Raw genomic sequence first — 22317 nt, forward strand, 5'->3', positions numbered from 1 at the left:
CACTAGGCGTTAACGTCTAGCCGGAGGGAGGCAATGTATAGACGGCAAAAATAGCCAGATAAAGAGTAGAGCGAGATAAAGGAATAAAAGTATAACTTACTGATTGGCCAGTAATGGCGCTCTCGCTAGGGATCGAACCTAGAACTTGGCCTCCGGAGGGCCACGTGATATCCATTTCACCACGAGAGCAGCTGAGTCAGCAGCATGGGATAGCGCCAACTGCGCCTATAGTAATGGCATCCCTTGGGAAATACCAGCCCCCGCTAATCGGATGGCGATAATTTATTCAGTGACAAAGAGTCGACTCGTCCAGTTTATCGGCGGAAATTTCAGACTTATACAAGGGGAGCCCCCCGCCTTGCTTTTTGCGCGCTGTCCTGTTGTTCAAAACCCGGGATAAAAAGCGTAGACAAAAAGCATTATTGCCACAAAAACAACAAGTTATTCATGATGCAGCAACGCACTTCCAGCATTTTTATGCACCAGACCAGAGCAGCTACAAAAAAACAACAAAATAACCACAATATATTGACTACAAAAACCTATAAATTGAATTTAAATTCCCTATAATTGCATTTAAATTCAATTTATCTTTATTTTCGAGTCAAAAAGCCCGGCTGGATGGAAAATGTAGAAATTCCTCTGGTACATGGTAAGCCCGCATTTAGAGCAATATCACGCAAAAAAATAGCGAATATTTTTGCACAAAAATGCACGCAACTTGGCAAATAGAGAATAAAAAAGCGCAATGACTGAATATTAATTTCCGTCCCTCTTTTAGGGGGTTGTTTAATTATTGTTAACGTGCTTTTTATTGAATGGCAGATTGCATTGCTATATCAAATTCACAGGGTAATACAACATGGGTAAATTTAAGCCAACATTACTGGCTACGGCCATTGCCGGCTGCTTATGTGGCTACGCCAACGCCGAGCAAGCCAACAGCGAAATCAAGCAAGAAAAGGCATTGGAAGTCATTCAAATTACCGCGACTCGTCGCAGCGGTTCGGCGCAAGAAGCGCCGCTCAACATCACCGCCATGGATGCCGACGTGATGAAAGATCAAAATATTGCTCAGCTCGAAGACGTCGCGCGCTGGGTACCGGGCCTGACCATTACCGATCAGGGCGGACGTGAAGGCTCGCCGATTATCGTGCGCGGTTTGAACACCAACTCGTCGGAGCGTGCATCCGACAGCGGCACCGTGGCCACTTATTTGGGTGAGATCCCCCTTAATATCAATTTACGCCTCACCGACGTTGAGCGCGTCGAGGTGCTGATCGGCCCACAAGGCACCCTGTACGGTGCCGGTACGCTAGGCGGCGCCATTCGATATATGCTTAAGGCGCCGGTACTGGATATCACTGAAGGGCAAATCAGCGGCGACCTGTTCACTCTGTCACAAAGCGATGGCACCGGCGGCGAAGCGGGTTTTGTATTTAATACCCCTATCATCGAGGACGAACTGGCGGTCCGTGCCAGCGTAAACTATTACCACAACCCGGGTTATATGGATTACAACTTTGTCGTGCGTGAGCCGGGCGTATCCCTGCCCGACCCGGACTGGAACAATGCCGACGAGGTGAAGGCCAACCTTAAGCAGGTCAAAGATGCCAATGATGAAGACATTACCACGGCGCGCCTGTCACTGCGCTGGGCACCCAATGATGTCTTTGAGGGCACCCTCAACTACTTCTATCAAAAGCAGGAACACGGCGGCAATTCGATCACCCAGTACGGCAGCATCAGCCCGGATAACCCCATTCACGACTTGGTCGGCAAATACGACTCAGCCTACCGTGTTGAAGAGCCCAATGAGCAAGAAGATGAATTGCTTAGCCTGGAGCTAAAAGCCGATTTAGGCTTTGCCGAGCTGGTTTCGGCCTCGGGCTGGTCGAGCTATGAACAAGAAGGTCAGCGCGATCAAACCGATCTGCTTTACGATATCTGGACCGGCTACGCCAACTTCCCGGCCTTTGTCGATTACACCAAGGACACCAGTGAGCAAGACAGCTTTACCCAGGAGCTGCGCCTGGTTTCCAGCCATGATGGACCCTGGAACTGGATTGTTGGCGCTTACTACAACAAGTTTGAAAGCAAATCGGACGACAGGGAATATGCCCCGGGCTTCGATAACTTCGACTATGGCAGCGACATTCCCAATATCGAACCGGACTTAGAGTACATTGCTATCACCGAGTCAGATACCACGGAAAAAGCCTTGTTTGGTGAGGTGGGCTATGCCTTTACCGATCAGTTTAACATCACCCTGGGCGCACGTTTTTACGAGTATGAAATCGACTCCAAATCCGGTTCGGCCACGCCCTTATTCGATGCCTGGGATGATGTATTCTATGCCTCGCGAGCGGATGTCGACCTGGAACCAAGCAGTGCCGAAGATGACGGCAGCCTGTTTAAGTTCAACGCCAACTACACCTTTGACAATGGTTTGGTCACCTATTTCACCATCAGCGAAGGTTTTCGTATCGGCGGCAGTAATGGCCTGGAGTCTTGCCCGGAGCAATTGCCAGATCAGCAAATCATCTGTGCCCTGCCCAATGAAATGGCCTATAAGCCGGACACCACCACCAACTATGAGCTAGGTATTAAATCAACCTGGTTACGTAACAAGCTGCACTTCAATGCCGCGCTCTTTAGTGTTGATTGGGACGATGCACAAATTCAGTCGACCACGGTCAATGGTCAGGAGATCATCACTGCCAACGCTGGCTCCGCCCGCTCTCAAGGCGTCGAGTTATCGACTCGCGCTCTTTTAGGCGACAACTGGACGGTCTATGCCACCTACGCCTATGCCAAGGCCGAACTGACCGAAGATGCCCCTATGCTGTTTGATGTGTATGAGCCGGACCAGGCTTATTACGACGGGGCTGACGGCGACCGCCTCCCCGGCTCGCCTGAGCATCAGGCATCACTTGGGGTCAGCTACGAAAATGAAGTGTTTGGCGACAAGTTGTTGAACATTAACTATGGCCTGACCGCACAAAGCGATGTCTATACCAAGGTAGGTCTTAAGGCCGACGGTGAGGTACTGCCGGGCTATGCGCTGAGCAATCTGTCCGCGAAAATATCGGGAGACATGTGGTCGGCGACCCTGTATGTCGACAACCTGTTCGACAAGTACGCCTTCACCTCGACTCGTCGTGATAAATCCTGGGCGGGGATGGGCCGCTACGCAGACCAAAACCATGAATTGCCTGAGTTGCAACGGGTGTATGGTCACTACATCACCACCCCACGGACCATAGGCATGAAGTTTACCTATAACTTCGAGCTGTAATACACTAGGGGCAACCAAGGTTGCCCCTTTTTTTTATTGATATGACCCACTCCACTTTGCGCCACCACATTCAACACCTGTTACGCCAGCAGCAGCTCACCCGGGCTCATAATGACTTAGTCACTCGGTTACAGCAAAACCCAGAAGATCACCTTGCCTGGTCACTGATGGCCGAGGTCAACGCCCAGGCCGGCGACCTGACCAAGGCGGTTAAACTCCTGGACAAGGCACTGACGATTTCGGCGCAGCCGGAGTATGTCCTAAACCGCGGCAAATTTTTATACCTGCTTGGACGCAGCGATGAATGCCAGCAGGCGCTGCAAACCCTGGATAAAGCGTCACTCACCGATGCCGGTCAACTGGACACCCTGGCCAACCTCTATAGTCGTCTCGGCGATTACCACAACGCCCATGACTATCATCTGCGCGCCGCTCAATGCGCACCGGATAACGCCGATATTCTGGTCAACGCCGCCATCAGCCATAACATTATGGCCCACAACAGCGAGGCGAAAGAGCTGCTGCAAAGGGCGTTGCAGCTCGCCCCCAATCATTATCGTGGCCATTATGCCCTTGCCGAGCAGAGCACCAGGAGCGAAGCCAAGGCTCATTTACAACAACTAAACACTGTGCTGGCACAAGAGCAAAATGCCATCGCCCGCCAACACCTGTTCCATGCCCAGGCCATAGAGCATGAACAACTGGGAGACTATGCTCAGGCCTTTAACGCCTTTTCAAACAGCAAGGAAGCGGTGGCCAAACGTATTCATTTTGATGCCGCTAAACACAGCGCTTTTTGCCAGCAACTGATCTCGACACCGCCTAAACTGATAGCGCAGCGAGATAATGATGCTAAGGCCGTATTTGTGGCCGGTATGCCACGTTCGGGCACCACCTTGGCGGCCCAGCTATTGTGCCAAAGTCCACACTTAGCGTCTTTAGGTGAGTTGCAGGACTTCCCTCAGGCGGTAAAACGCCTAAGCGGGCAAAGGAGCGCCGCTGTTCTGACGCCCGAGGTCATAAGCCAAGCGAGCAAAGGGGATCTGGCTGCCTTGACACAGGATTATTTGGGCCGTTATGCGGGCTTAAAGAGGAATACGGAGCGCGGTTGCGACAAACTGCCGTTTAACTTTTACTACATCGACTTTATCGTCCATGCCCTGCCTCAGGCGAAAATCGTGCTGATGTTGCGCGCCAAGGAAGACACCTGTGTCGCCAATTTTCGTCAGGCCTACCAGGTACATAGCCCGTTCCATCATTATGCCTTTAAACTTTCCCATATCGCCGCGTTTTATGATGATTATGAGCGCTTAGCGCTGCACTTTGCCGCTAAGTATCCGGAGAATGTTATTTTGCAAGGCTATGAGCAATTGGTCAGTGAGGGAGAGCCGGCGCTGCGCCGTTTATATGAATTTTGCCAGTTACCCTGGCAGGACGACTGTTTGCAGTTTTATACCAAGCCCAGCGCCTGTGCCACCGCCAGCAAGTTACAAATTCGCCGCCCACTCAATAAGGCGTCCATTGGCTTTTGGCGCCATTATCAGCGCCAATATGAGGCCTTGGTAGATAAGAGTTAGGCCATGAGCGCATCCAGGCTTAACTTGGCTTCATCGATACGGTGGCACACCTTGTGGCGCACGTACCAAAAGTAGTTCAAGGCCGCCACCAGCTTTTGCATGGCCTTAAATTTCTGCCAATTACCCTGTAGCTTCACCGTGCGAAAATAATTGCTAAACAGCCACTGTTGTTGAGCGGCCGAGAGCTTAAAACTCAGGGTCAACATGGCTAAATCGAAGTAGCGGTCACCATGCTGGGCATATTCAAAGTCGATGCACTGCCACTGCCCACGGTGGCTAATAATATTCTCTTTGATCAGATCGTTATGGCAAAAGCAATAATCTTCGGCTACAGCCTGCGTCAGTGCTATTACCTTTTGCAGCGCCTGGGCGTAGGGGCGATAGCAGGGATCATTGGCGTAACCGGCCAGCTCGGCATGCAAGTCTAACGCCGCGCCACCGCTTGGCAGACCATGAATTTGCACCAGCCGTAACAGAGCCTGTTCGCCATCGAAATCTCCGGGCATCTGCCCCGGTGCATAAGCGAAAATGGCACAGCGATGGTCGTTATCCACATGCACAGGTGCGGGACAAACGCCTTGTTGAGCCAAAGCACGTTGGGCGTCGATGGCGGCACCGGGGACCGGCTTGCCATAGAGCTTCACCAGCCAGGTACCCTGCTCGGTATCGACGCGATAGTTTTCGTTGCTTACCCCTTGCGGCAAAAAAGTAATTTGGTCAATCACCGCATCGGCTTTAAACGCCGTGACCAAAGCATGGACGCGCCCCACCGACTCAGGCATAGGCCGGCACTCCTTGCTCCCTCTGCTGATATTGCTGGCGCCAACGCAGATAGCCGGCAACGGCCATCAGGGTATAAAACACAAACAACACCACGGTCGGATAATAACCTTTGGCCAGGTACAAATAGATGGAAGCGGCATCGATCACCACCCAATATAGCCAGTTTTCCAGCACCTTTTTCGCAACAAAATAAGTGGTCAACACCGCAAAGCAAGTGGTTAAACTATCGAGATAGGCGTAATCGGCATGGGTGTAATTGTCCATAACGTAACCAATGCCTACGGCGATAAGCGCGGTGGCAATAATGAGCCAGGCATGGGTGCTCAGGCTATAGCTGACGATGCCCTGACTTTGACTACGCTCTTTGCCGTAGCGCCATGCCCACCAGCCGTAAATAGCCATGCCCATGTAATAAAAGTGCAGCAGGGATTCCATCAATAAGGCGCCCTGCCAATACATCAGGGTGTAGATCAGGGTGCTGAAAAAGGCTGCGGGCCAGCACCACAGGCTTTCGCGCATGGCCAACAACAAATAGGCCACGGAGAGTGCCACTGCCGCGTATTCCCAGGCGGACATGGCGGCAAAGCCAGATAAGGTGCTATTTAAGGCGTCCATAAGGTGTTCCTAAAGGCGTTCCTAAGTGCTAGTCTTGAGGCGACAGGTCGCCGTGCAAAAACTTACAAACAAAGATGGCCTTGCCAAATTGCTCGTATGAACGCTTGATCTCGGCGCTCAGTACCGCCATCACGGTATCATAGTCACCAAAAACCTGGGTTGAGAGCGTATTGGTGATCACCTTTAGCTCCTTGTGCTCATTGAGGCGATCGATAAAATCTTTAATAAAGGGAATATAGTCTTGATGCAGCGGGTACTTACTGATTTCAACGGTCAGTTTCATGGTCATGTCACTAGTAATAAAGAATGCCGTTATTGTAACCTGAACCCGGGCGTTGCCAAAATTTCGCCGTGAATTTTAACCTACTCGCCCTCTTTCTCACTCATTTAGCCACTGAAAAACAAAAAAAGCCCCTAAAAAGGGGCTTTATCTTGCTGTGAAAACACAGCTAACTGAGAGACAATTTCTTTAGCCGCGAGCTCGACGTGCGCCGAACAGGGCCAGTAGTGACATCAGCATAAAGATGCCGGTGCTACCGCCAGAAGATTTCTTAACCTCAGGCTCTGGTGTCACAGTCACAGGGTACTCACAGCTGCCGTCATCGGTATCGGCACTTTCGTCATAGTTGGTCGCTGTCGCATCAGTACAGCCATATACAGGCTCTGGCTCAGGCTCTGGCTCTGGATACTGACAACTACCATCATCGGTGTTGGCATTGGCATCGTAGTTGGTTGCTGTAGCATCAGTACAACCATATTCGATGCCATCGGATGCAACGCTTAACAGGAATGTCTGTGCTACGCTGTCATTGATGTTTGCCTTATCACGCACGGTTACCGTTACTTCTGTGTCACCGTGGAAGTTCGCATTCGGGATAAGGTTAAACGACATGCCATCGATTTCAGCGCTGATGTTATCGCCGCTCACCAAGAGTTCGTTTGGTGATTGGTCCGCATCAAGTACCACCACTTCGATACCATCGATACGGCCGTTTTCTTCTACTGCCATATCATCAAGGGCTGACATTTTCAGGTTACCTTTAACGCCAATGGTATGAGTTAAGGTTTTCGCTTCGCCACCGAGCTCATAGGCCAAGGTGATATCTTTATCGGTTCCTGCCGACTCTGGATTGATGGTTGCTTTGAAAGAGAATTCAACTTCACTTTGCTCAGGACCCACATAGTCGAAACAGATCACCAGGTCGTCTTTAAGCACCTTACCTAGGTCATTGTAACCAACAAAATTGTACAGAGCACCCTCTTTAAACCCAGCGCGTGTTGAGTAAGTACTGTCACCGCCTTCGATGAAGATAGCACCCTCATCAACATTGGCGCCAAGGTTGTCATAGGCGTAAATAACCTCGAACTTATCTTTATGGTCATCAATACCGCTGCGCAGGATCACCTCATAGTCATAGGTTTCACCGGTACGCTTGTCGGTTACGTTATCGAATTCCATAAACAACAGGTCACCTAGGTCAGGACGCTCTTCGGCATACTGTGACGCAATGGTTAGACCGGTAGGGTCGTAAGGGTCGCGCTTGTTAGCGATTTCGAACGAACCACGCCAGAATGGAGCCAGGGCTTCAACTAAGAAACCAGGACCACGGTGTTGGCTCATCATCCACCACAGCGGTGTAAACTGCATGGCACCGGTTGGGTGTAAACGCACTTCGTTGTTGTTAGGCTGGTTGTAAACTTCGAACTTCGCGCCTTGCTTATAGAACAACCAATCAATTGGTACATCAAAGTACACGTTAGATCCACCTTCATACCAAGGTGTCACAGGCTGTAGACGGAACTCGCCCTGAAGGTCGATGTAACCACCGGTAGAGAACTCGTCGATCATCGGTGTCTTACAGCTGGCATCGGTAATGTTATTAGTCACTTTGTAGTCACGCTTAACATTACGAGTCGCCTGCTGAGTGCCCGCGATAGTCAACTTATTACCTTCAACCTTAATCATCTCGGCAACTTGCTCGTTGTTCGAGGTCATGGTTTCTTCCCACAGCTGCATGCCTTCAGGAATAGTCAACTCAAAGTTGTAATCACGCTCTTGAGACTCGTAGTTAGCCTTCAGTTTCACGTTTACATCAACCACATCCATGGCACGAGCGGCATCCTGACTCACATTTAAGGTCAGTGCTTCACTGTCGTGGTTAAAGTTCAAAGAGGTAAAGCCCAGTGTGCCTTCGGCACCCGGTGCGTTGCCTAAGGCAAAACCGCCGTAGTACACATCACCCATTTGTGATTCAGGTAGATCCCAGTTAATGGCGATTTCATAGTTGCCGTTGCCACTGTGTTGCTCTGGCGCAGACACATCAAAGCCACCATTGTATTCATTGCCGATTACTGCATAGTGCGTTTTGGTGCGATATTCATAATCACGCGGCGCAGCTAAAGCAGCAGTAGCAAACCAGTACTGGCCTGGCTCAGGGTCAATAATGTTACAGTAGTTGTCTTCAACACTGCTTGATGAATAACAGATCATTTCCGCATTAAGCGCCTTGATCAGGGCTTGCGGATCTTCTGCAATCTCTTCATCGCTGACCATGAAAGAACCGCTGTTGTTGGCATCAAAACCAACGATTAGGTGGGCTTTCTTGGTCTGCCAGCGTGGCTCGATAACATCACCTAAGTTTGATGTTTGCTCCGTAGAGGCCACCTTTACCATTAAGCGTTTAGTGCCTTCAGGAACGGTAATTGACTGAACGTCCCAAGCACGCTCAACACGATCCTTAGTCACATAAGGGCCAACACCGATTACGTCTGCTTCAATGGTAGTCGGCTTAACCAAACCATAATAGGTTGGTGTCAGCTGGCTGTAGCTGTCGGTGTTAACAACAATAGACTCAGAAGCCTTATTGCGGGCCATATCGATATCCACGGCTTGCGGCAACTCATCCAAGGTGTTTTTTGCTACCAAGGTGAAGTGTGCATCCGGCGAGTGGCCATCAACATTGTTAAACACAACCTTGCCGTTAAACCAGGTGTCTTTGTTTAGAGTATTTGCCCATGGCGCACCAGGCTCTTGTGGATCTATCTTGTGCTCGATGATGTTTGGCAACTTCATGGTTACCATCACGTCTTGAGTTTCACCGGCTTTCAGTGTGAAGCTGCTTGGTGATACTTCCACCTCAACGCCAGCGCTTTGGTCTTCACCTTGTACGCCCCAGCCGAAGCCGCTTGCCTGCCATGAGCCATCTTTAGTGGCTTTGACGGTACGCATCCATGAACATTCAAGCTCACAGTCTTGATTAACCAAAGATGGTAGGTTTAACCATTCAACCAAACCGCCATTGCGCGGGTTAGCCTCTTGGTAGTTCTCAATGGTTTCGTCCATCACCAGACCGGCATTAGCCGCCTGTGCCACGTCAATGGCACCGCCACCGGCCATAAAGTTGAAATAGGGGTCGAGAGTTACGTAACCATTAAAGATTTTCACCTTGTTGGCCGTCATCATCAATGCCGATTGGATCTCTGCCGGTGTCCATGTTGGGTGCATTTGCATCAACAAGGTCATCGCCCCAGTTACATGCGGAGTCGCCATTGAGGTACCGCTCATAAAGGTCCAATCCGATGCGGTCGGGTTGGCGGTAAACGGCTGATCATCGGCATTGGCCGCGTAAATATCAACGCCCGGAGCAGTTACATCCGGTACCAGGTTGTTAATATAACGACTTGGACCCATTGAACTGAAAGTAGCCAGTTGATTGCCCTTCTCAGGGTCAAACTCGTAGGTATTAACCGGCTCACCTATGGTGGCGATCGCTTCGCCTACCGGGTTGGCGTTAACCCAGTTACGAATGGCAAAGCGGGCTTGAGAAGGCAGGTGGATCCCCGGAATAACATAGTTATCGGCCACCACATTATCGCCATAACTGATATTTTGCAGGATAAAACCACCGGCACCACCGGCTGCTACGTTTTCGGCTTTCGCTACACGGGCAATGTCACCGCGCTCACAGACAACGATTTGATCTGAGGTGAAGGTACCCGCAGGGAAAGGTACATTACAGCTGGCCGCTGTGTAACTGTCGTTAGGGTTCGGGTCTGGGAAGTTTTCCGCCAACACCACGGGGCCTGTGATACCACCCGCGTAGCTTTTACCCGCATACTCGCCATTAAATGGTGCACGAGCACCCTGGAAGTTATTGATAACCTTGTCACCCAATGACATAACACGGTCATGCGTTGACGCACCTACGGTGGTTACCCAAGGTGAGGTATGGTCCGCGGAAAAATAATAAGGGCCCGAGTTACCGGCCGCAGCAGCAACCGAGATACCCGCCTTACGAGCGCTTAAGAATGCCAGCTCCATGGGATCTTCCCAAGGGAAGGATTCACCGCCACCGATTGAGAAGTTAATCGTATCTACACCATCTGCAATGGCATCTTCAAAGGCAGATAGAATCGCAGATTCTGGACAACCGGCATACGGATCACCTGCACCGCCCGGCCAACATACCTGATAAGAGATGATATGGGCACGAGGCGCAACACCGCTGGTCTTATCGAAAGTGAACGGCAGATCGATACCATCGCTGGTCACTGAGCCATCGATAGTTTGCAGTGGTGTATCCACTAGCTCATTACCCGCAGTGGTGCTGGCAGTGTGAGAGCCGTGGCCATTGTAGTCTTCGCCGTTTTCTGGACGACGATTTTTATAACCAAAAATATAATCACTGTTAGCTACAGTGACCTCCGGATAAGAGCGCACACCGATTAACTTATCGTTACACAACTCAGGTGATTCAACACAATCACCGACAAAATTGCCTGCACCGAATGGGTTGGTTTTGGCGTATTCTTCGTCACTAGCGAAGGCAATGTGGTCGGTATTGATACCAGTATCAATAATACCCACAACCATGCCTTCACCCTTAACGCTTAGCGATGAGGCCGGAACCTGACCCTGCCAGAGTTTATCGGCACCGATAAATTCTGGGCCACGGTCGGTACGCAGCTCGAAAATACGGTTTTCGGTAATACGCTTAACGCCACTTTGCTTGGCCAGCACCATGGCGTCTTCCTGTGTCATGGACACGATCATGGCGTTGTTAGCCAGCGTCAATTGCTGCTTCATTTCGATATTAGCGCCATTGGATTGTGCGCGGCTAAGTACCTTATTTTGCTGATCTTTCAAATAACGACGGTAGCTTTTCACCTCAGGTGAACGCACATTCAGCGTTGAGCGGCCCACCATGGTACGAGTGGTCGTCAGAGCCGTGGCCTCAAGACCTTGAATATCGCCTTGATAGTTAACCACGGCATCGTTTTGTAGCTGCACTATGTAGGTACGCTTGCCAGTCACCCCTTCTTTAGGTGTGAAGACATTTTTAGGCGAATTATCCTGATAATGTCTATTTAGCTGACCCACTGAACCAAATAAGGTTTGCGCTTCTTTTGACTCTTTGTAATTCGCTAGGTCTTCAGCGGTGAATACCGGGGTGTAAAAAGAGCCCGCAGGCGCTTTTTCAAAGCCCGGTTGTGCGGACGCAGCTCCCCCAGCCACGTACATAGCGGTTAGCATCGCAATGGTACTTTTGCGACCCAACCCCTTTAGATTTCTATTCTTGTTGGACATGTTGTATTCCTTGATGAAAATTTTTCGCGCATGCTGCGCTAGCGCAGTAGGGTACGTTGCGCCGGACAAAGAAAACAATATGTAAACAGAGCCCCAAAACACCTAAGAACAAGTTATGAGCAAACCACCGCTCCACACCCCTTGTTATATAAGGCCAGAATGAATATGTACCAAAGTGTGCATTAAGGTACCATTTTGTACTCATGCAGCTTATCGCAACAATAAATAAACTTTTGTAATAATAATGTAATCTTTACAGGTACAGATTTGGGGAATTATGATCAATTATGGCAATTGCCGCTTCGTTCATCACAGGGCTAGCAAATCAAGGTATAGTGTTAACAAAATCACCTTGTTAGCCCTAGATTATCGGGAAGATGAAACGAATAGCCATTATTGAAGACGAAGCCGCCATTCGCGACAACTATGTAGAGATGCTGCAAGGACAAGGCTATGAGGTCCAGGGTTTTGCAGACAGACCCAGTGCCGAGTTAGCGCTGAGCGAACGCTTGCCGGACCTAGCCATCGTCGATATAGGTTTGGGCAACGAAATCGACGGCGGCTTTCTGCTTTGTCAGAGCCTTCGCGCGCGCTCACAAACCCTACCGATTATTTTTCTCACCGCCCGCGACAGTGAAATCGATACCGTGTGCGGGCTGCGCATGGGCGCCGATGATTATCTCACCAAAGACATCAGCATGGCCCATTTGGCGGCACGCATCGGTGCTTTGTTTCGTCGCGTCGAAGCACAAGGCTCACCAAACGAGCAAGACGACACCCTGGTACAGGACAAGCTGGAACTGAACCTCAATCGCTTACGTGCCAGCTGGCTGGGCCAGGCCGTGGATTTAACCGTCACCGAATTTTGGATGGTGCACTCCTTAGCCAAGCGCCCCGGTCATGTAAAGAGCCGGGATGAGCTTATGAGCGACGCCAAAATTTACGTCGACGACAGCACCATCACCTCCCATGTAAAACGTATTCGCCGTAAATTTCAGGCGCTCGATGCCCAATTCGATTGCATCGACACCGTCTATGGCATGGGCTATCGCTGGGAAAGCAAATAAATGGCACGTTTGGGTTTGGGACTACGCAGCAAGGTTGTTTTGCTGTCTTGCTTTTTACTGGTGCTGCCCTGGCTCGGCTATGAATATGTCTGGGAAATGGAAAAGTATCTGCGCAAGGGCCAGGAAAAAACCCTGGTCGGAACCACCCGAGCGCTGGCGACCGCCCTGCACGAGCGTCCGGCCCTGTTTGAAAATGCCAGTGAATTCACCGCCAAGGTGGAAAAGGGTCGCGACCTTTACGCCTACCAAATCAATAATGCCATCCGTCTCGATGGTGAACTGGGCGACTGGGCGCCCTATCAAAGCCTGATGTGGCAATACCATGGGGCTTACCTGCAATCCCCTAATCCAGAGCATGATGACAGCGACCTGTCCTTCGAGCACATGGTCGGCAAATATGGCCAACACCTATATGCGGTGTTTGCGGTGCAAGATAACCAGGTTCGCCTGCGGCCGAAAAATGCCCTTAGCCTAGAACGTAACGACCATTTAAAAATCGCCATTAAATCGCCCGATGGTGAGCTGAAAAATTACATAGTCGCAACCCGCGAGGATGGCTGGGTGAATGCCTTTAGCCTCCCCGAGCTGACTCCCTACAAGGATATTCAGGGTTATTTCCGCCAGACCGAACAAGGTTATAACATAGAACTGCGTATGCCGCTGTCCATGCTTGGCAACAAGCTCGGCTTTGCCATCAGCGACTGGGACGATGGCCAGCAACAGCGTCATTTAATGGCGACCTCGAATATTGACGATGCCAATACCCTGGGCACGGTGCTGCTGCCCTCACCTGAGATAAAACGTATTATCAAGGGCATGGGCCACAGTGGCAGTCGCATCTGGGTGGTCGACAAACACCACAGGGTGCTGGCGCAGTCGGGTACCATTCAACATGCCGACGGAGTCTGGTCCAGCTCTTTACAAGAGCAAACTCAGGAGGGCATGTGGCAGCGCTTCGAACGGCGATTTTTGCACCCACTGTATTACCAAATCCTGACCAGGCCACCCAGTGAATTTCTTGATATTTTGCATGATGTAGCGGCGCTGCAAGGCAGTCATATCGCCAGCGCCCTGCGCGGTGAGCCCGCCTCCAACTGGCGCCTGACGCCGGACAATAAAGCGGTGATCCTCTCCGCCGCCTACCCCATTTGGGGCAACGATCAGGTGTTGGGGGCGGTTATCGCAGAAGAAACCACCAATGGCGTGCGTACCTTACGCAACAAGGCGCTGGAGAAACTTTTTAACGTGATTATCGCGGTGATGTTGGTGGGCACCATCTCGCTATTTTTCTTTGCCTCTCGCATTTCCTCGCGCATTCGCCGCCTGCGCGACAGTGCCGAGCAAGCCATCGATGAACAGGGCCGAGTGCGCGCGCAACTAAGCGTGAGTAACGACAGCGACGAAATCGGCGACCTTTCACGTAGCTTCGCCAATATAGTTAATCGCCTTGGCGGCTATACCCATTATTTGGAAAATATGTCGTCGCGGCTTTCCCACGAGCTACGTACTCCGGTGGCCGTGGTGCGCAGCTCGCTGGAAAATCTGCAGTTGATCGCCCATGAACCGCAGCAACAAAAATACCTTCTCCGCGCTCAGGAGGGGGTCGCCCGCCTGAATAAGCTGATCACCACCATGAGCGAGGCCACCCGATTGGAACAAAGCATTAACACCTCGGCGCGAGAGCATTATGATCTGACCCAGGTGCTGCAAGGCTGCATGCAGGGCTACCAGTTGGCCTACCCACAGGCGCGCTTCGCTGTGGACATCACATCGGCATCGCTCCCGGTGCAAGGCGCCGCCGACTTTTTCGCGCAGTTGCTTGATAAGCTGATCAACAACGCCCTGGAATTTGCCGAGCCCGATAGCGAGATTGAGGTCACCTTGGCACAAGAGAACAATCAGGCCCAACTCAGCATTAGCAACCTGGGGCCGCAGCTGCCCAAGGACATAGGTGAACATATTTTCGATTCCATGGTCTCGGTGCGCGAGCAGGACAAGCAACAACAGCCACACCTGGGGTTGGGCCTGTACATTGCTCGTCTGATTGTTGATTTTCATCATGGACAGATACGTGCCAGCAATCGCGAGGATGGTCGCGGCGTCACCCTACGCGTTGATATTCCCTTGTGCTGATTCAGAATCGATTAACCAAAGGGGGTGTAACCTTAGTGGTAAGTTAGTCATTACTCACGGATTGCATATGCAAGGCCAAGTCCTATTACCTGAAGAGCTTGAATATATTATGGCGCTGTTTCGCGAGCACGACAGCGGCACCGAGGAAGGTGGCTCGGCATCGATAAAGCTTGAATCTCAGGACGAGGCTTAATTACAATAACGCTCTTTATCCGCACGTGAAGTCGCTTGTGAAAAAACATCAGGCCAAAAAAGAGCTCGCCCTGCTGCCCATTTTATTTATCGCCATCGCCCTGTGCGTCGGCGGGCATTTCGTTTTACAGCCCAATTATCAAGATAGCAACCTGGTGGAATATGCACTGGCAGCCTTGCCGTTTGCATTGTTCGCCTTGGTGATCCTCGCCATCCGCATCGCTATCAAGCAAGAGCAAAGCGACGACTAAAGTACATGGTAGCCGAACCAGTCCGGATGCATGGCTTGTGCCTGATTGCTGGGGGTAAGGTGAATATGATACTGGCCGTCGAGCAGATCCAGGGCAAAGCAATCATCCACCTCGTGTAAATCATCTTTATGCTGATGACTCATGTCGGTGAGCAAACGCTGTTTTACTCGTTGCTTTGCCTGCTCGGCGCTGGACGCCACGGTCAGGGTAAAGGCATGTTGCTCGGCCATGTCATCGGCACGATAACCACCTAAATTTACGAAATAGAGGCGCTCACTGCGCTGTTGCGGCGCATCACCCAGGCTCACCGCGTAACCGTCGATATGGCTCACCGCCATATAGCTGTCCATATGCACGCTGTTTTTATTGCCGACCCACTGAGCTTTGAGCTTACCGTAGCAATCTTCTATGCGCTCGCCAACGACAAAGCGCACGTCGTGCATCTCGATATGGCAGCCCTCAATGCGCCCGCCAAGATAAACCATAAACAATTGCATCACTCACTCCTTTTGAATTGTGCTGGCGGCATTATAACGGCTAATCACTCGCGGCTGAATTGCTCCACATCGATCTCATGCTTTTTGATCAGCTTATAAAAGTCGCTGCGATTACGTTTGGCCAATTTTGCCGCCTGGGCCACGTTACCATCCACCATTTTCAGGACATTGATCAAATACTGACGTTCAAACTGGCGTTTAGCCTCGTTTAAGGCGATGGGAGAGCTGGCCTCAAGCTCACACTGCAAGGCCATGGCCACCTGCTGGGCGCTGATCAACACCCCAGGACTCAGCGCCACGACTTGTTCTATCACGTTTTGCAGTTGGCGAATATTACCGGGCCAGTCGTGGCGTAATAGTAAGTCCATGGCATCGTCGCTGAAGCGCTTCACTGCTTGTTGCTGACGAGCGGCGATTTGCTCACAAAAGTGATGCGCCAATAGGGAGATATCCTCGCGGCGTTCGCTCAGCGGTGGCAAACGCAGGTTCACCACGTTTAAACGATAATAGAGATCCTCACGAAAGCTGTTTTCGCGGATCGCCGCCGGCAAATCCTTGTGGGTGGCCGACACCACTCTGACATTAACCGGAATTTCCTCGCTATGACCGACTGGACGAATCTTTTTCTCTTGCAGCACGCGAAGCAATTTAACCTGCAAGTTCAATGGCATATCCCCTATTTCATCCAGAAACAGGGTGCCATTTTGGGCCTCGGAAAACAGCCCCACATGATCGGCGGTGGCCCCGGTAAAGGCCCCTTTTTTATGGCCGAATAACTGGGATTCCAAGAGCTCGGCGGGCACAGCGCCGCAGTTAATGGCGACAAAGGGGCCATTGCTGACCGCACTGCTCTCATGCACGGCTCTGGCCAAGAGCTCTTTACCCGTACCACTGGCACCCGAAATCAATACATTCACGTCTGTGGCGCCCACCATACGTACCTGCTCCAACAGGTGGTACATAGTGGCACTGCGGGTCACTATATAAGGATGACTTGCTTGCTGTGATTGACCATGCCCCTGGCCGTGCAGACGCACCGCTTTTGCCAGGGTATCGATCAGCTCATCCTTGTCGATGGGTTTAGTCAAAAACGCAAAAATGCCTTGTTTGGTCGCACGCACCGCATCGGGAATGGAACCGTGAGCTGTCATCATCACCACAGGCAGACTGGGATAAAGCTGTTGTATTTGTTCGGCCAACTGCATGCCGTCCATGTCATCCATGCGCAAATCGGTCAGCACCACATCAAAGGTTTGCTGTTGCAGCTCACTCAATGCTTGGGGGGCGCTATTGGCGGTAGTCACGTCATAGCCATTGGCCATCAGCCTTATAGTCAGTAATTTTAATAAACTGACATCATCGTCAACGAGTAAAACCCGTGCTTTAGAACTCATTGTTATCCTCCTGCTGGGACGCACGTTGCAGCAATTGCTGCTCGATGGCCGCCAGCGACGACAGGGTCTTTTGCATTTTTTCCTGCATTTGCTGCTGCTCTTGGCGCAGCTTAGCAAGTTGTTGCTGTTGTTGGGTATTGGCCTGAAGCTGCTGCTTCAGCAGCCAAAAGTAACGGGCGCTGGACTCAGGCCAGTAATACTGACCGCTGATCACCTCGAGCTCGCTCAGCAGCTCATCCGGATTACTTTGGCCACGTAAACACAGGCGGGCGAAAAATTGCTTCAACCTGGGCGCAGCAACGTATTCCTGTAACTCGGTGGCCGAGGTAAATCCCCCGCACTGCTGTGCATGCCACTGCACCAGTTGCTCCGCACTGGGATAGATGGGTTGTTGCTTGGGTCTGGGTTTAGGGTTGGGAGCCTGCCTTTCCAGCTCACCTAACTGGCCACCGGCCTCCGTCGCTCTTGGGCCCGGAAGTTGACAGCCCACACTCAATAAAGGTATCAGTAGCACGACAACACACTTGGCAAATTTCAACATTTCGACTCCACTAGCAACTAAACTTAAGCCTAAAACAACTGCCCTGAGGTGAGCCTGAATGGATCTCTACCTCGCCATTGAGCTGATTGACGCATTCCTTGACGATGGATAAGCCCAAACCACTGCCTGCGACGCTACTTCCCTTGGCCGCCTGCCCCTGATAAAAGGCATCGAACAAACGTTCGCGTTCGGCCTCTTTTATACCCGGGCCCTGATCGACCACGGCTATTTCCAACTCCTGTTTATAACGCTCTATATGAACCTCAATTTGCGCCCCAGTCGGTGAAAACTTAATGGCATTGGAAACCAGTTGTACCAAAATCATTTGCAACAATTCGCCATCAAGCGGTAATTCTTTTAGCTCAGCCGGAAAACGCCAAATCAGGGTTTGCTTAGCCAGCCGCAGACGCTCGGCAAAATGCTCCTGCACCTGAGAGCGCAAGGCATCGAGTTGGCAGCCCTTGGTACTCAAGGTTCGGGCCTTGATGGCATTGTAATTAAGCAGGTTTTTGATCATCTCATGAAGACGCTCGGTACTTTGGCTAATAAGCCTTAATACATCTTGCTGCTGCTCGTTAATAGGGCCTACCAGTTGTTCTTGCAATAAATCACAGCCTTCAACCATGGAGGCTAAGGGCGTTTTTAGTTCATGAGTCACATGCCGCAAAAAGGTGTCTTTTTGCTGCTCTAAGTTTTGCAGTTGTTGCTGCATCCAATTGAGCTTTTGTCCCAACTCTCGCAGCTCTTTGGCACCGGTCAATTGAATATCCACACCCCATTCTCCCTTACCTAATTGGCTTATTACTCTGGATAAATAGCCGAGATTGCTACTTAAACGCCACAAATAGCCACCACCGAGCAGCAGCACAATGGGCACCAGGGCCACCAGCCAATTGATAAAGCTCTGCTGCAGATCCGTAAGCGCCTGCTGCGCCTGATCAATTTGCTCCTTGGTATGGCTGTGTAGCCAATTGCCATGGCTGTTGAGTTGTTGGCGCAGCGGGGCGAATAACTCGGCATTGGCCTGTTCCTGCTGCTCTATATTTTCTCTGGTGGCAACAAAGGTAGACTGCAACTGCTGCCAGCGTGCCAACTCACCAGAAGAGGTGGCCGCCTCGGCCTGTTGTGCCAAGAGCGCGTCGGCCTTGTGCCATTGCTCGCTCACCGCCTTGCTAAGCTGCTCGCTTTTTAATACCCAGTTTTGCAACGTAGCCCGCTCCAAGGATTGAAACAGCTGCTTAAACTCATTGAATTGCTCATTCTTTTGATAGCTGCTTAATACCATCTGTTGAGTATTAACCATATGCTCGTCTAGGGCCTGCAAAAACACCACCACCACCAATGCCAAAGGCACCAAGAGAATGGCTACGCCGATAAAAAATTGGGCGAACAGACTTGGGCGCCAGTGCAGCATGCGAAAAATCACCGAGACTCCTTGTTGCCAAAAAGCGAAAGAATAACCATTTGAAATTTAGTAAAAAAAGCTTAAGACACCATGAACTGTTGCAAAATAGCTACAACCTGTCCGAATCATTCTCTCTCTAAAAAACATAACCAATTGAAATATATGGATTTAAAAACTGGCATTAAATTTGTTAGGAAAGCGCCCCTGCGGTCTAAAGACCTTACATATGCATTTATAAATGAGTTTCAATTAAGCCACTATGAATTGGAGAATGTCGTGCGACGCGTAGTAATAGTCGTAGCTTTAATCTTGTGTGTTACCCTAGTAAGCGCTAAACAACCACCGAAGTCGAGCTCGGGGAAGAGTCTAGTGGCTAATCCGACAAAAACAATGCCAGACAATTCGCAACCGACACCGAGGCAGCTAGATACTAAGGACCAGCTTGGTCTCAACAATTAGGCAATTAATCTTATTCTCCTTGGACAAGGTGATAAACTTGGTTAGGCTAAAAACATAAGATGCGTAACCTGTACGCTAGGATTTTTACATGAACAAAATTGCAGTACTGATTTTAAGCCCCCTGTTACTTGTCTGCTTCACCACCACGGTGCAGGCCGGCAGTATTGAGTCGCGCTTTAAAGAATTAGACAGAAACCGTGACGGGGCTATCAGTAAGTCGGAGGCGGCCCAAGAGCCAGCCTTGTGGTCACGCTTTAGCAGCTATGATCAAGATAAAGATGGCAAACTGTCGATACGCGAATTTACCAATTACGCTCGTCAGTAAGGCGTGCCGCTGAGCGGTGACCTGCAATTAGACAATAAAAAAGCGCCCTAGGCGCTTTTTTATTGTTCGGGCATTCTTAGCCCTGCTCTTCACGCAAAAATACCGGCTCGTTTTCCTTCGCCGTTGCTTCGGCACTAAAGTAATAGCCGGCGCTGGAGAACTGCTTTAATTGCTCCAGGCTCTCAACCTTATTTTCCATGATATAACGGGCCATCATGCCGCGCGCTTTCTTCGCGTAGAAGCTGATCACCTTGTATTGACCGTTTTTACAGTCTTTAAATACCGGCGTAATGATTTCGGCGTTCAATGCTTTCTTGTCCACCGCCTTGAAATATTCGTTAGAGGCAAGGTTAATGAGTTGCTTTGCACCGCTCTGAGCCAGAGTCTCATTGAGCTTTTCGGCAATAATACTACCCCAGAACTGATACAGGTTAGTGCCTCGTGGGTTTTCCAGTTTCGTGCCCATTTCCAAACGATAGGCCTGCATTAAGTCAAGTGGCTTAAGCACCCCATACAGACCCGACAGAATGCGCAAATGCCCTTGCGCATAATCAAGCGCGTCATCACTTAGGCTGCTTGCTTTCAACCCAGTGTACACATCGCCGTTAAAGGCAAAAATGGCTTGCTTGGCATTGTCGTGAGTAAAAGGCTGCGACCATTCACTAAAGCGAGCGGCGTTTAAGCCGGCAAGCTTATCACTTATCTTCATCAGGCTGCCGATTTGCTGCGGTGTCAAATCACGGCACACCGAAATCAACTCTTCGCTGTGGGCGAGTAACTCGGGTTGGCTATGTGTTGCAACCGGGGCTGCGGTGTCGTAATCAAGGTTTTTTGCCGGGGAAATAACTGTGATCATAATTGCTGTTGACTTGGCTCTGGAATAGTGTCAATTTCAACATTAAATAAAGCAAAAATCACGCTTTATTCTAAATCGGTCTGCGTGCCATACGCTCTCGCCTAAGCGGCGGCGACCGGTTCACTTTGATGTTATTTAAGTAACACCAATCCCCTGGCACGGACAATTGACCTCCCCATGGTTGTCACTAAGGTGCAACATTAACTACATAACCTATAAGTGTTTATCTATTTGCTATAGGCACAGACGATAAACTCCGTAGACGCTATATGCTTGGAATGAGGAAAGCACATGACTACAGCACTACAAGAGTTGAAACAGCATTCAACGATTGTTGCCGACACCGGCGATATTGAAGCAATACGTAAGCATCAACCCCAGGATGCGACCACCAATCCATCACTGTTACTTAAGGCCAGCGAAATCCCAGCCTATCAGCCCTATCTAGATAAGGCCTGGCAATATGCTCGCAGCCAAAGTGATGACACCGGCGCCCAATTGGCACTGGCCTGTGATTACTTCGCCGTATTGATTGGCAAGGAAATCGCCGAGATTGTTCCCGGTTATATTTCTACCGAAGTCGATGCGCGTCTGTCATTCGATACCCAGGCAACCATAGCGAAAGCGAAACAACTTCTAAGTTTGTATGAACTTGAGGGCGTGGGTCGAGAAAAGATTTTAATTAAGATAGCGTCGACCTGGGAAGGGATTAAAGCCGCCGAGCAATTGGAAAAGGAAGGCATTCGTTGCAACCTGACACTGCTCTTTAGTGAAGCCCAGGCCCGCGCCTGTGCCGATGCTAACGTCTATTTAATCTCCCCCTTTGTTGGCCGTATTCTCGACTGGCATGTTGCTAATGGCATGGAAAAGCCGAGCGATCCGCTGGCAGATCCCGGCGTGCAATCGGTACGCAGCATTTATGAATTCTACAAAGGCCACGGTTATGAAACCATAGTCATGGGCGCCAGTTTCAGAAACACCGGCGAAATCCTAGCATTGACCGGCTGCGACCGCCTAACCATCAGCCCGGCGTTACTCGAAGAGCTGGATGACTTACCGGCGAACACACAGTATAAGCTTACACCACCGGCAGCTGTAGCCCCAAAGCCAAGCGCCCTAAGCGAAAGCGAATTCCGCTGGTTACAGAATCAGGATGCCATGGCCACCGAAAAACTGGCTGAGGGCATACGCGCCTTCGCAGAGGCGCAAGTGGCGCTCGAACGCCGCTTCTCTTCCCTCTAATTTTCTTCCAAAATATAACGCCAGCAAGATGCTGGCGTTGACGGTAATAAAAACATCACCTTCCTGTAACTTAAAATAAACAATTTCGTTTTATT

General features: G+C 50.6%; 17 protein-coding genes and 1 tRNA gene. 8 read left to right on the forward strand and 10 right to left on the reverse strand.

Annotated features, from left to right (window positions below; all coding sequences use genetic code 11):
• Positions 1-114: 114 nt before the first annotated feature.
• Positions 115-189 (reverse strand) — tRNA-Arg (locus tag C2M29_RS00180).
• Positions 190-862: 673 nt separating this feature from the next.
• Between C2M29_RS00180 and C2M29_RS00185 the strand changes: the two genes are divergently transcribed.
• Both C2M29_RS00185 and C2M29_RS00190 read left to right on the forward strand, forming a co-directional pair.
• Positions 863-3298 (forward strand): TonB-dependent receptor, encoded by a 2436-nt coding sequence (locus C2M29_RS00185; protein ID WP_105187800.1) that lies wholly within the window; start codon positions 863-865, stop codon positions 3296-3298.
• 41 nt (positions 3299-3339) lie between these two features.
• Positions 3340-4875, forward strand: coding sequence for a tetratricopeptide repeat-containing sulfotransferase family protein (locus C2M29_RS00190; protein ID WP_105187801.1), 1536 nt, complete (start codon positions 3340-3342; stop codon positions 4873-4875).
• Here C2M29_RS00190 and C2M29_RS00195 read toward each other — a convergent pair.
• The 4 genes from C2M29_RS00195 to C2M29_RS00210 all read right to left on the reverse strand — a co-directional run bounded on the left by C2M29_RS00195 (position 4872) and on the right by C2M29_RS00210 (position 11860).
• Positions 4872-5657 carry a phosphotransferase gene (locus tag C2M29_RS00195; RefSeq protein WP_105187802.1) on the reverse strand — a complete coding sequence of 262 codons (786 nt, stop codon included), beginning with the start codon at positions 5655-5657 and terminating at the stop codon, positions 4872-4874. The two genes, C2M29_RS00190 and C2M29_RS00195, sit on opposite strands and share 4 nt — an antisense overlap.
• Positions 5650-6273, reverse strand: coding sequence for a nicotinamide riboside transporter PnuC (pnuC, locus tag C2M29_RS00200; protein WP_105187803.1), 624 nt, complete (start codon positions 6271-6273; stop codon positions 5650-5652). Before pnuC ends, C2M29_RS00195 begins: the two co-directional genes overlap by 8 nt.
• Positions 6274-6301: 28 nt before the next feature.
• Positions 6302-6556 carry a YkoF family thiamine/hydroxymethylpyrimidine-binding protein gene (locus tag C2M29_RS00205; protein WP_105188085.1) on the reverse strand — a complete coding sequence of 85 codons (255 nt, stop codon included), beginning with the start codon at positions 6554-6556 and terminating at the stop codon, positions 6302-6304.
• 186 nt (positions 6557-6742) lie between these two features.
• The gene (locus C2M29_RS00210) at positions 6743-11860 is read right to left on the reverse strand and encodes a S8 family serine peptidase (RefSeq protein ID WP_105187804.1); all 5118 of its coding nucleotides are present in this window, start codon (positions 11858-11860) and stop codon (positions 6743-6745) included.
• Between the two features lie 377 nt (positions 11861-12237).
• On the opposite strand from C2M29_RS00210, the gene pdsR reads away from it, so the two are divergent.
• The 4 genes from pdsR to C2M29_RS00225 all read left to right on the forward strand — a co-directional run bounded on the left by pdsR (position 12238) and on the right by C2M29_RS00225 (position 15503).
• Positions 12238-12927 carry a proteobacterial dedicated sortase system response regulator gene (gene pdsR, locus C2M29_RS00215; RefSeq protein ID WP_105187805.1) on the forward strand — a complete coding sequence of 230 codons (690 nt, stop codon included), beginning with the start codon at positions 12238-12240 and terminating at the stop codon, positions 12925-12927.
• On the forward strand, positions 12928-15060 hold the full coding sequence (gene pdsS / locus C2M29_RS00220; RefSeq protein WP_105187806.1) for a proteobacterial dedicated sortase system histidine kinase: 2133 nt from the start codon (positions 12928-12930) through the stop codon (positions 15058-15060).
• A gap of 67 nt (positions 15061-15127) precedes the next feature.
• Positions 15128-15253, forward strand: coding sequence for a hypothetical protein (locus C2M29_RS16780; RefSeq protein ID WP_267894139.1), 126 nt, complete (start codon positions 15128-15130; stop codon positions 15251-15253).
• A gap of 37 nt (positions 15254-15290) precedes the next feature.
• Positions 15291-15503, forward strand: a complete 213-nt coding sequence (locus C2M29_RS00225) for a hypothetical protein (RefSeq protein WP_105188086.1) — start codon at positions 15291-15293, stop codon at positions 15501-15503.
• Here C2M29_RS00225 and C2M29_RS00230 read toward each other — a convergent pair.
• Genes C2M29_RS00230 through C2M29_RS00245 form a run of 4 tightly spaced genes read right to left on the reverse strand, consistent with a single transcriptional unit; the run spans position 15500 to position 19361 of the window.
• Entirely contained in the window at positions 15500-16000 is a 501-nt protein-coding gene (locus C2M29_RS00230; RefSeq protein ID WP_105187807.1) for a DUF1543 domain-containing protein, read from the reverse strand. The genes C2M29_RS00225 and C2M29_RS00230 overlap by 4 nt on opposite strands.
• Before the next feature lie 44 nt (positions 16001-16044).
• Positions 16045-17394, reverse strand: coding sequence for a sigma 54-interacting transcriptional regulator (locus tag C2M29_RS00235; protein WP_105187808.1), 1350 nt, complete (start codon positions 17392-17394; stop codon positions 16045-16047).
• Positions 17384-17935, reverse strand: coding sequence for a hypothetical protein (locus C2M29_RS00240; RefSeq protein WP_105187809.1), 552 nt, complete (start codon positions 17933-17935; stop codon positions 17384-17386). Before C2M29_RS00240 ends, C2M29_RS00235 begins: the two co-directional genes overlap by 11 nt.
• A gap of 10 nt (positions 17936-17945) precedes the next feature.
• Positions 17946-19361, reverse strand: a complete 1416-nt coding sequence (locus C2M29_RS00245) for a sensor histidine kinase (RefSeq protein WP_105187810.1) — start codon at positions 19359-19361, stop codon at positions 17946-17948.
• 526 nt (positions 19362-19887) lie between these two features.
• Between C2M29_RS00245 and C2M29_RS00255 the strand changes: the two genes are divergently transcribed.
• Positions 19888-20124, forward strand: a complete 237-nt coding sequence (locus C2M29_RS00255) for a calcium-binding protein (RefSeq protein WP_105187812.1) — start codon at positions 19888-19890, stop codon at positions 20122-20124.
• A gap of 76 nt (positions 20125-20200) precedes the next feature.
• Here the strand turns inward: C2M29_RS00255 and yaaA are convergent, their stop codons facing one another.
• Positions 20201-20980, reverse strand: coding sequence for a peroxide stress protein YaaA (yaaA, locus tag C2M29_RS00260; RefSeq protein WP_105187813.1), 780 nt, complete (start codon positions 20978-20980; stop codon positions 20201-20203).
• A gap of 291 nt (positions 20981-21271) precedes the next feature.
• On the opposite strand from yaaA, the gene tal reads away from it, so the two are divergent.
• Positions 21272-22222, forward strand: a complete 951-nt coding sequence (tal, locus tag C2M29_RS00265; protein ID WP_105187814.1) for a transaldolase — start codon at positions 21272-21274, stop codon at positions 22220-22222.
• Positions 22223-22317: the final 95 nt, after the last annotated feature.

The organism is Pseudoalteromonas sp. T1lg48, from assembly GCF_002964785.1.
Taxonomy (GTDB): domain Bacteria; phylum Pseudomonadota; class Gammaproteobacteria; order Enterobacterales; family Alteromonadaceae; genus Pseudoalteromonas.

What these genes read in the sequence shown, in the direction of transcription:
- C2M29_RS00185 (WP_105187800.1), top strand. Translation starts at nt 863, where the DNA reads ATGGGTAAATTTAAGCCAACATTACTGGCTACGGCCATTGCCGGCTGC.
- C2M29_RS00190 (WP_105187801.1), top strand. Translation starts at nt 3,340, where the DNA reads ATGACCCACTCCACTTTGCGCCACCACATTCAACACCTGTTACGCCAG.
- C2M29_RS00195 (WP_105187802.1), bottom strand. Translation starts at nt 5,657, where the DNA reads ATGCCTGAGTCGGTGGGGCGCGTCCATGCTTTGGTCACGGCGTTTAAA.
- pnuC (WP_105187803.1), bottom strand. Translation starts at nt 6,273, where the DNA reads ATGGACGCCTTAAATAGCACCTTATCTGGCTTTGCCGCCATGTCCGCC.
- C2M29_RS00205 (WP_105188085.1), bottom strand. Translation starts at nt 6,556, where the DNA reads ATGAAACTGACCGTTGAAATCAGTAAGTACCCGCTGCATCAAGACTAT.
- C2M29_RS00210 (WP_105187804.1), bottom strand. Translation starts at nt 11,860, where the DNA reads ATGTCCAACAAGAATAGAAATCTAAAGGGGTTGGGTCGCAAAAGTACC.
- pdsR (WP_105187805.1), top strand. Translation starts at nt 12,238, where the DNA reads ATGAAACGAATAGCCATTATTGAAGACGAAGCCGCCATTCGCGACAAC.
- pdsS (WP_105187806.1), top strand. Translation starts at nt 12,928, where the DNA reads ATGGCACGTTTGGGTTTGGGACTACGCAGCAAGGTTGTTTTGCTGTCT.
- C2M29_RS16780 (WP_267894139.1), top strand. Translation starts at nt 15,128, where the DNA reads ATGCAAGGCCAAGTCCTATTACCTGAAGAGCTTGAATATATTATGGCG.
- C2M29_RS00230 (WP_105187807.1), bottom strand. Translation starts at nt 16,000, where the DNA reads ATGCAATTGTTTATGGTTTATCTTGGCGGGCGCATTGAGGGCTGCCAT.
- C2M29_RS00235 (WP_105187808.1), bottom strand. Translation starts at nt 17,394, where the DNA reads ATGAGTTCTAAAGCACGGGTTTTACTCGTTGACGATGATGTCAGTTTA.
- C2M29_RS00240 (WP_105187809.1), bottom strand. Translation starts at nt 17,935, where the DNA reads ATGTTGAAATTTGCCAAGTGTGTTGTCGTGCTACTGATACCTTTATTG.
- C2M29_RS00255 (WP_105187812.1), top strand. Translation starts at nt 19,888, where the DNA reads ATGAACAAAATTGCAGTACTGATTTTAAGCCCCCTGTTACTTGTCTGC.
- yaaA (WP_105187813.1), bottom strand. Translation starts at nt 20,980, where the DNA reads ATGATCACAGTTATTTCCCCGGCAAAAAACCTTGATTACGACACCGCA.
- tal (WP_105187814.1), top strand. Translation starts at nt 21,272, where the DNA reads ATGACTACAGCACTACAAGAGTTGAAACAGCATTCAACGATTGTTGCC.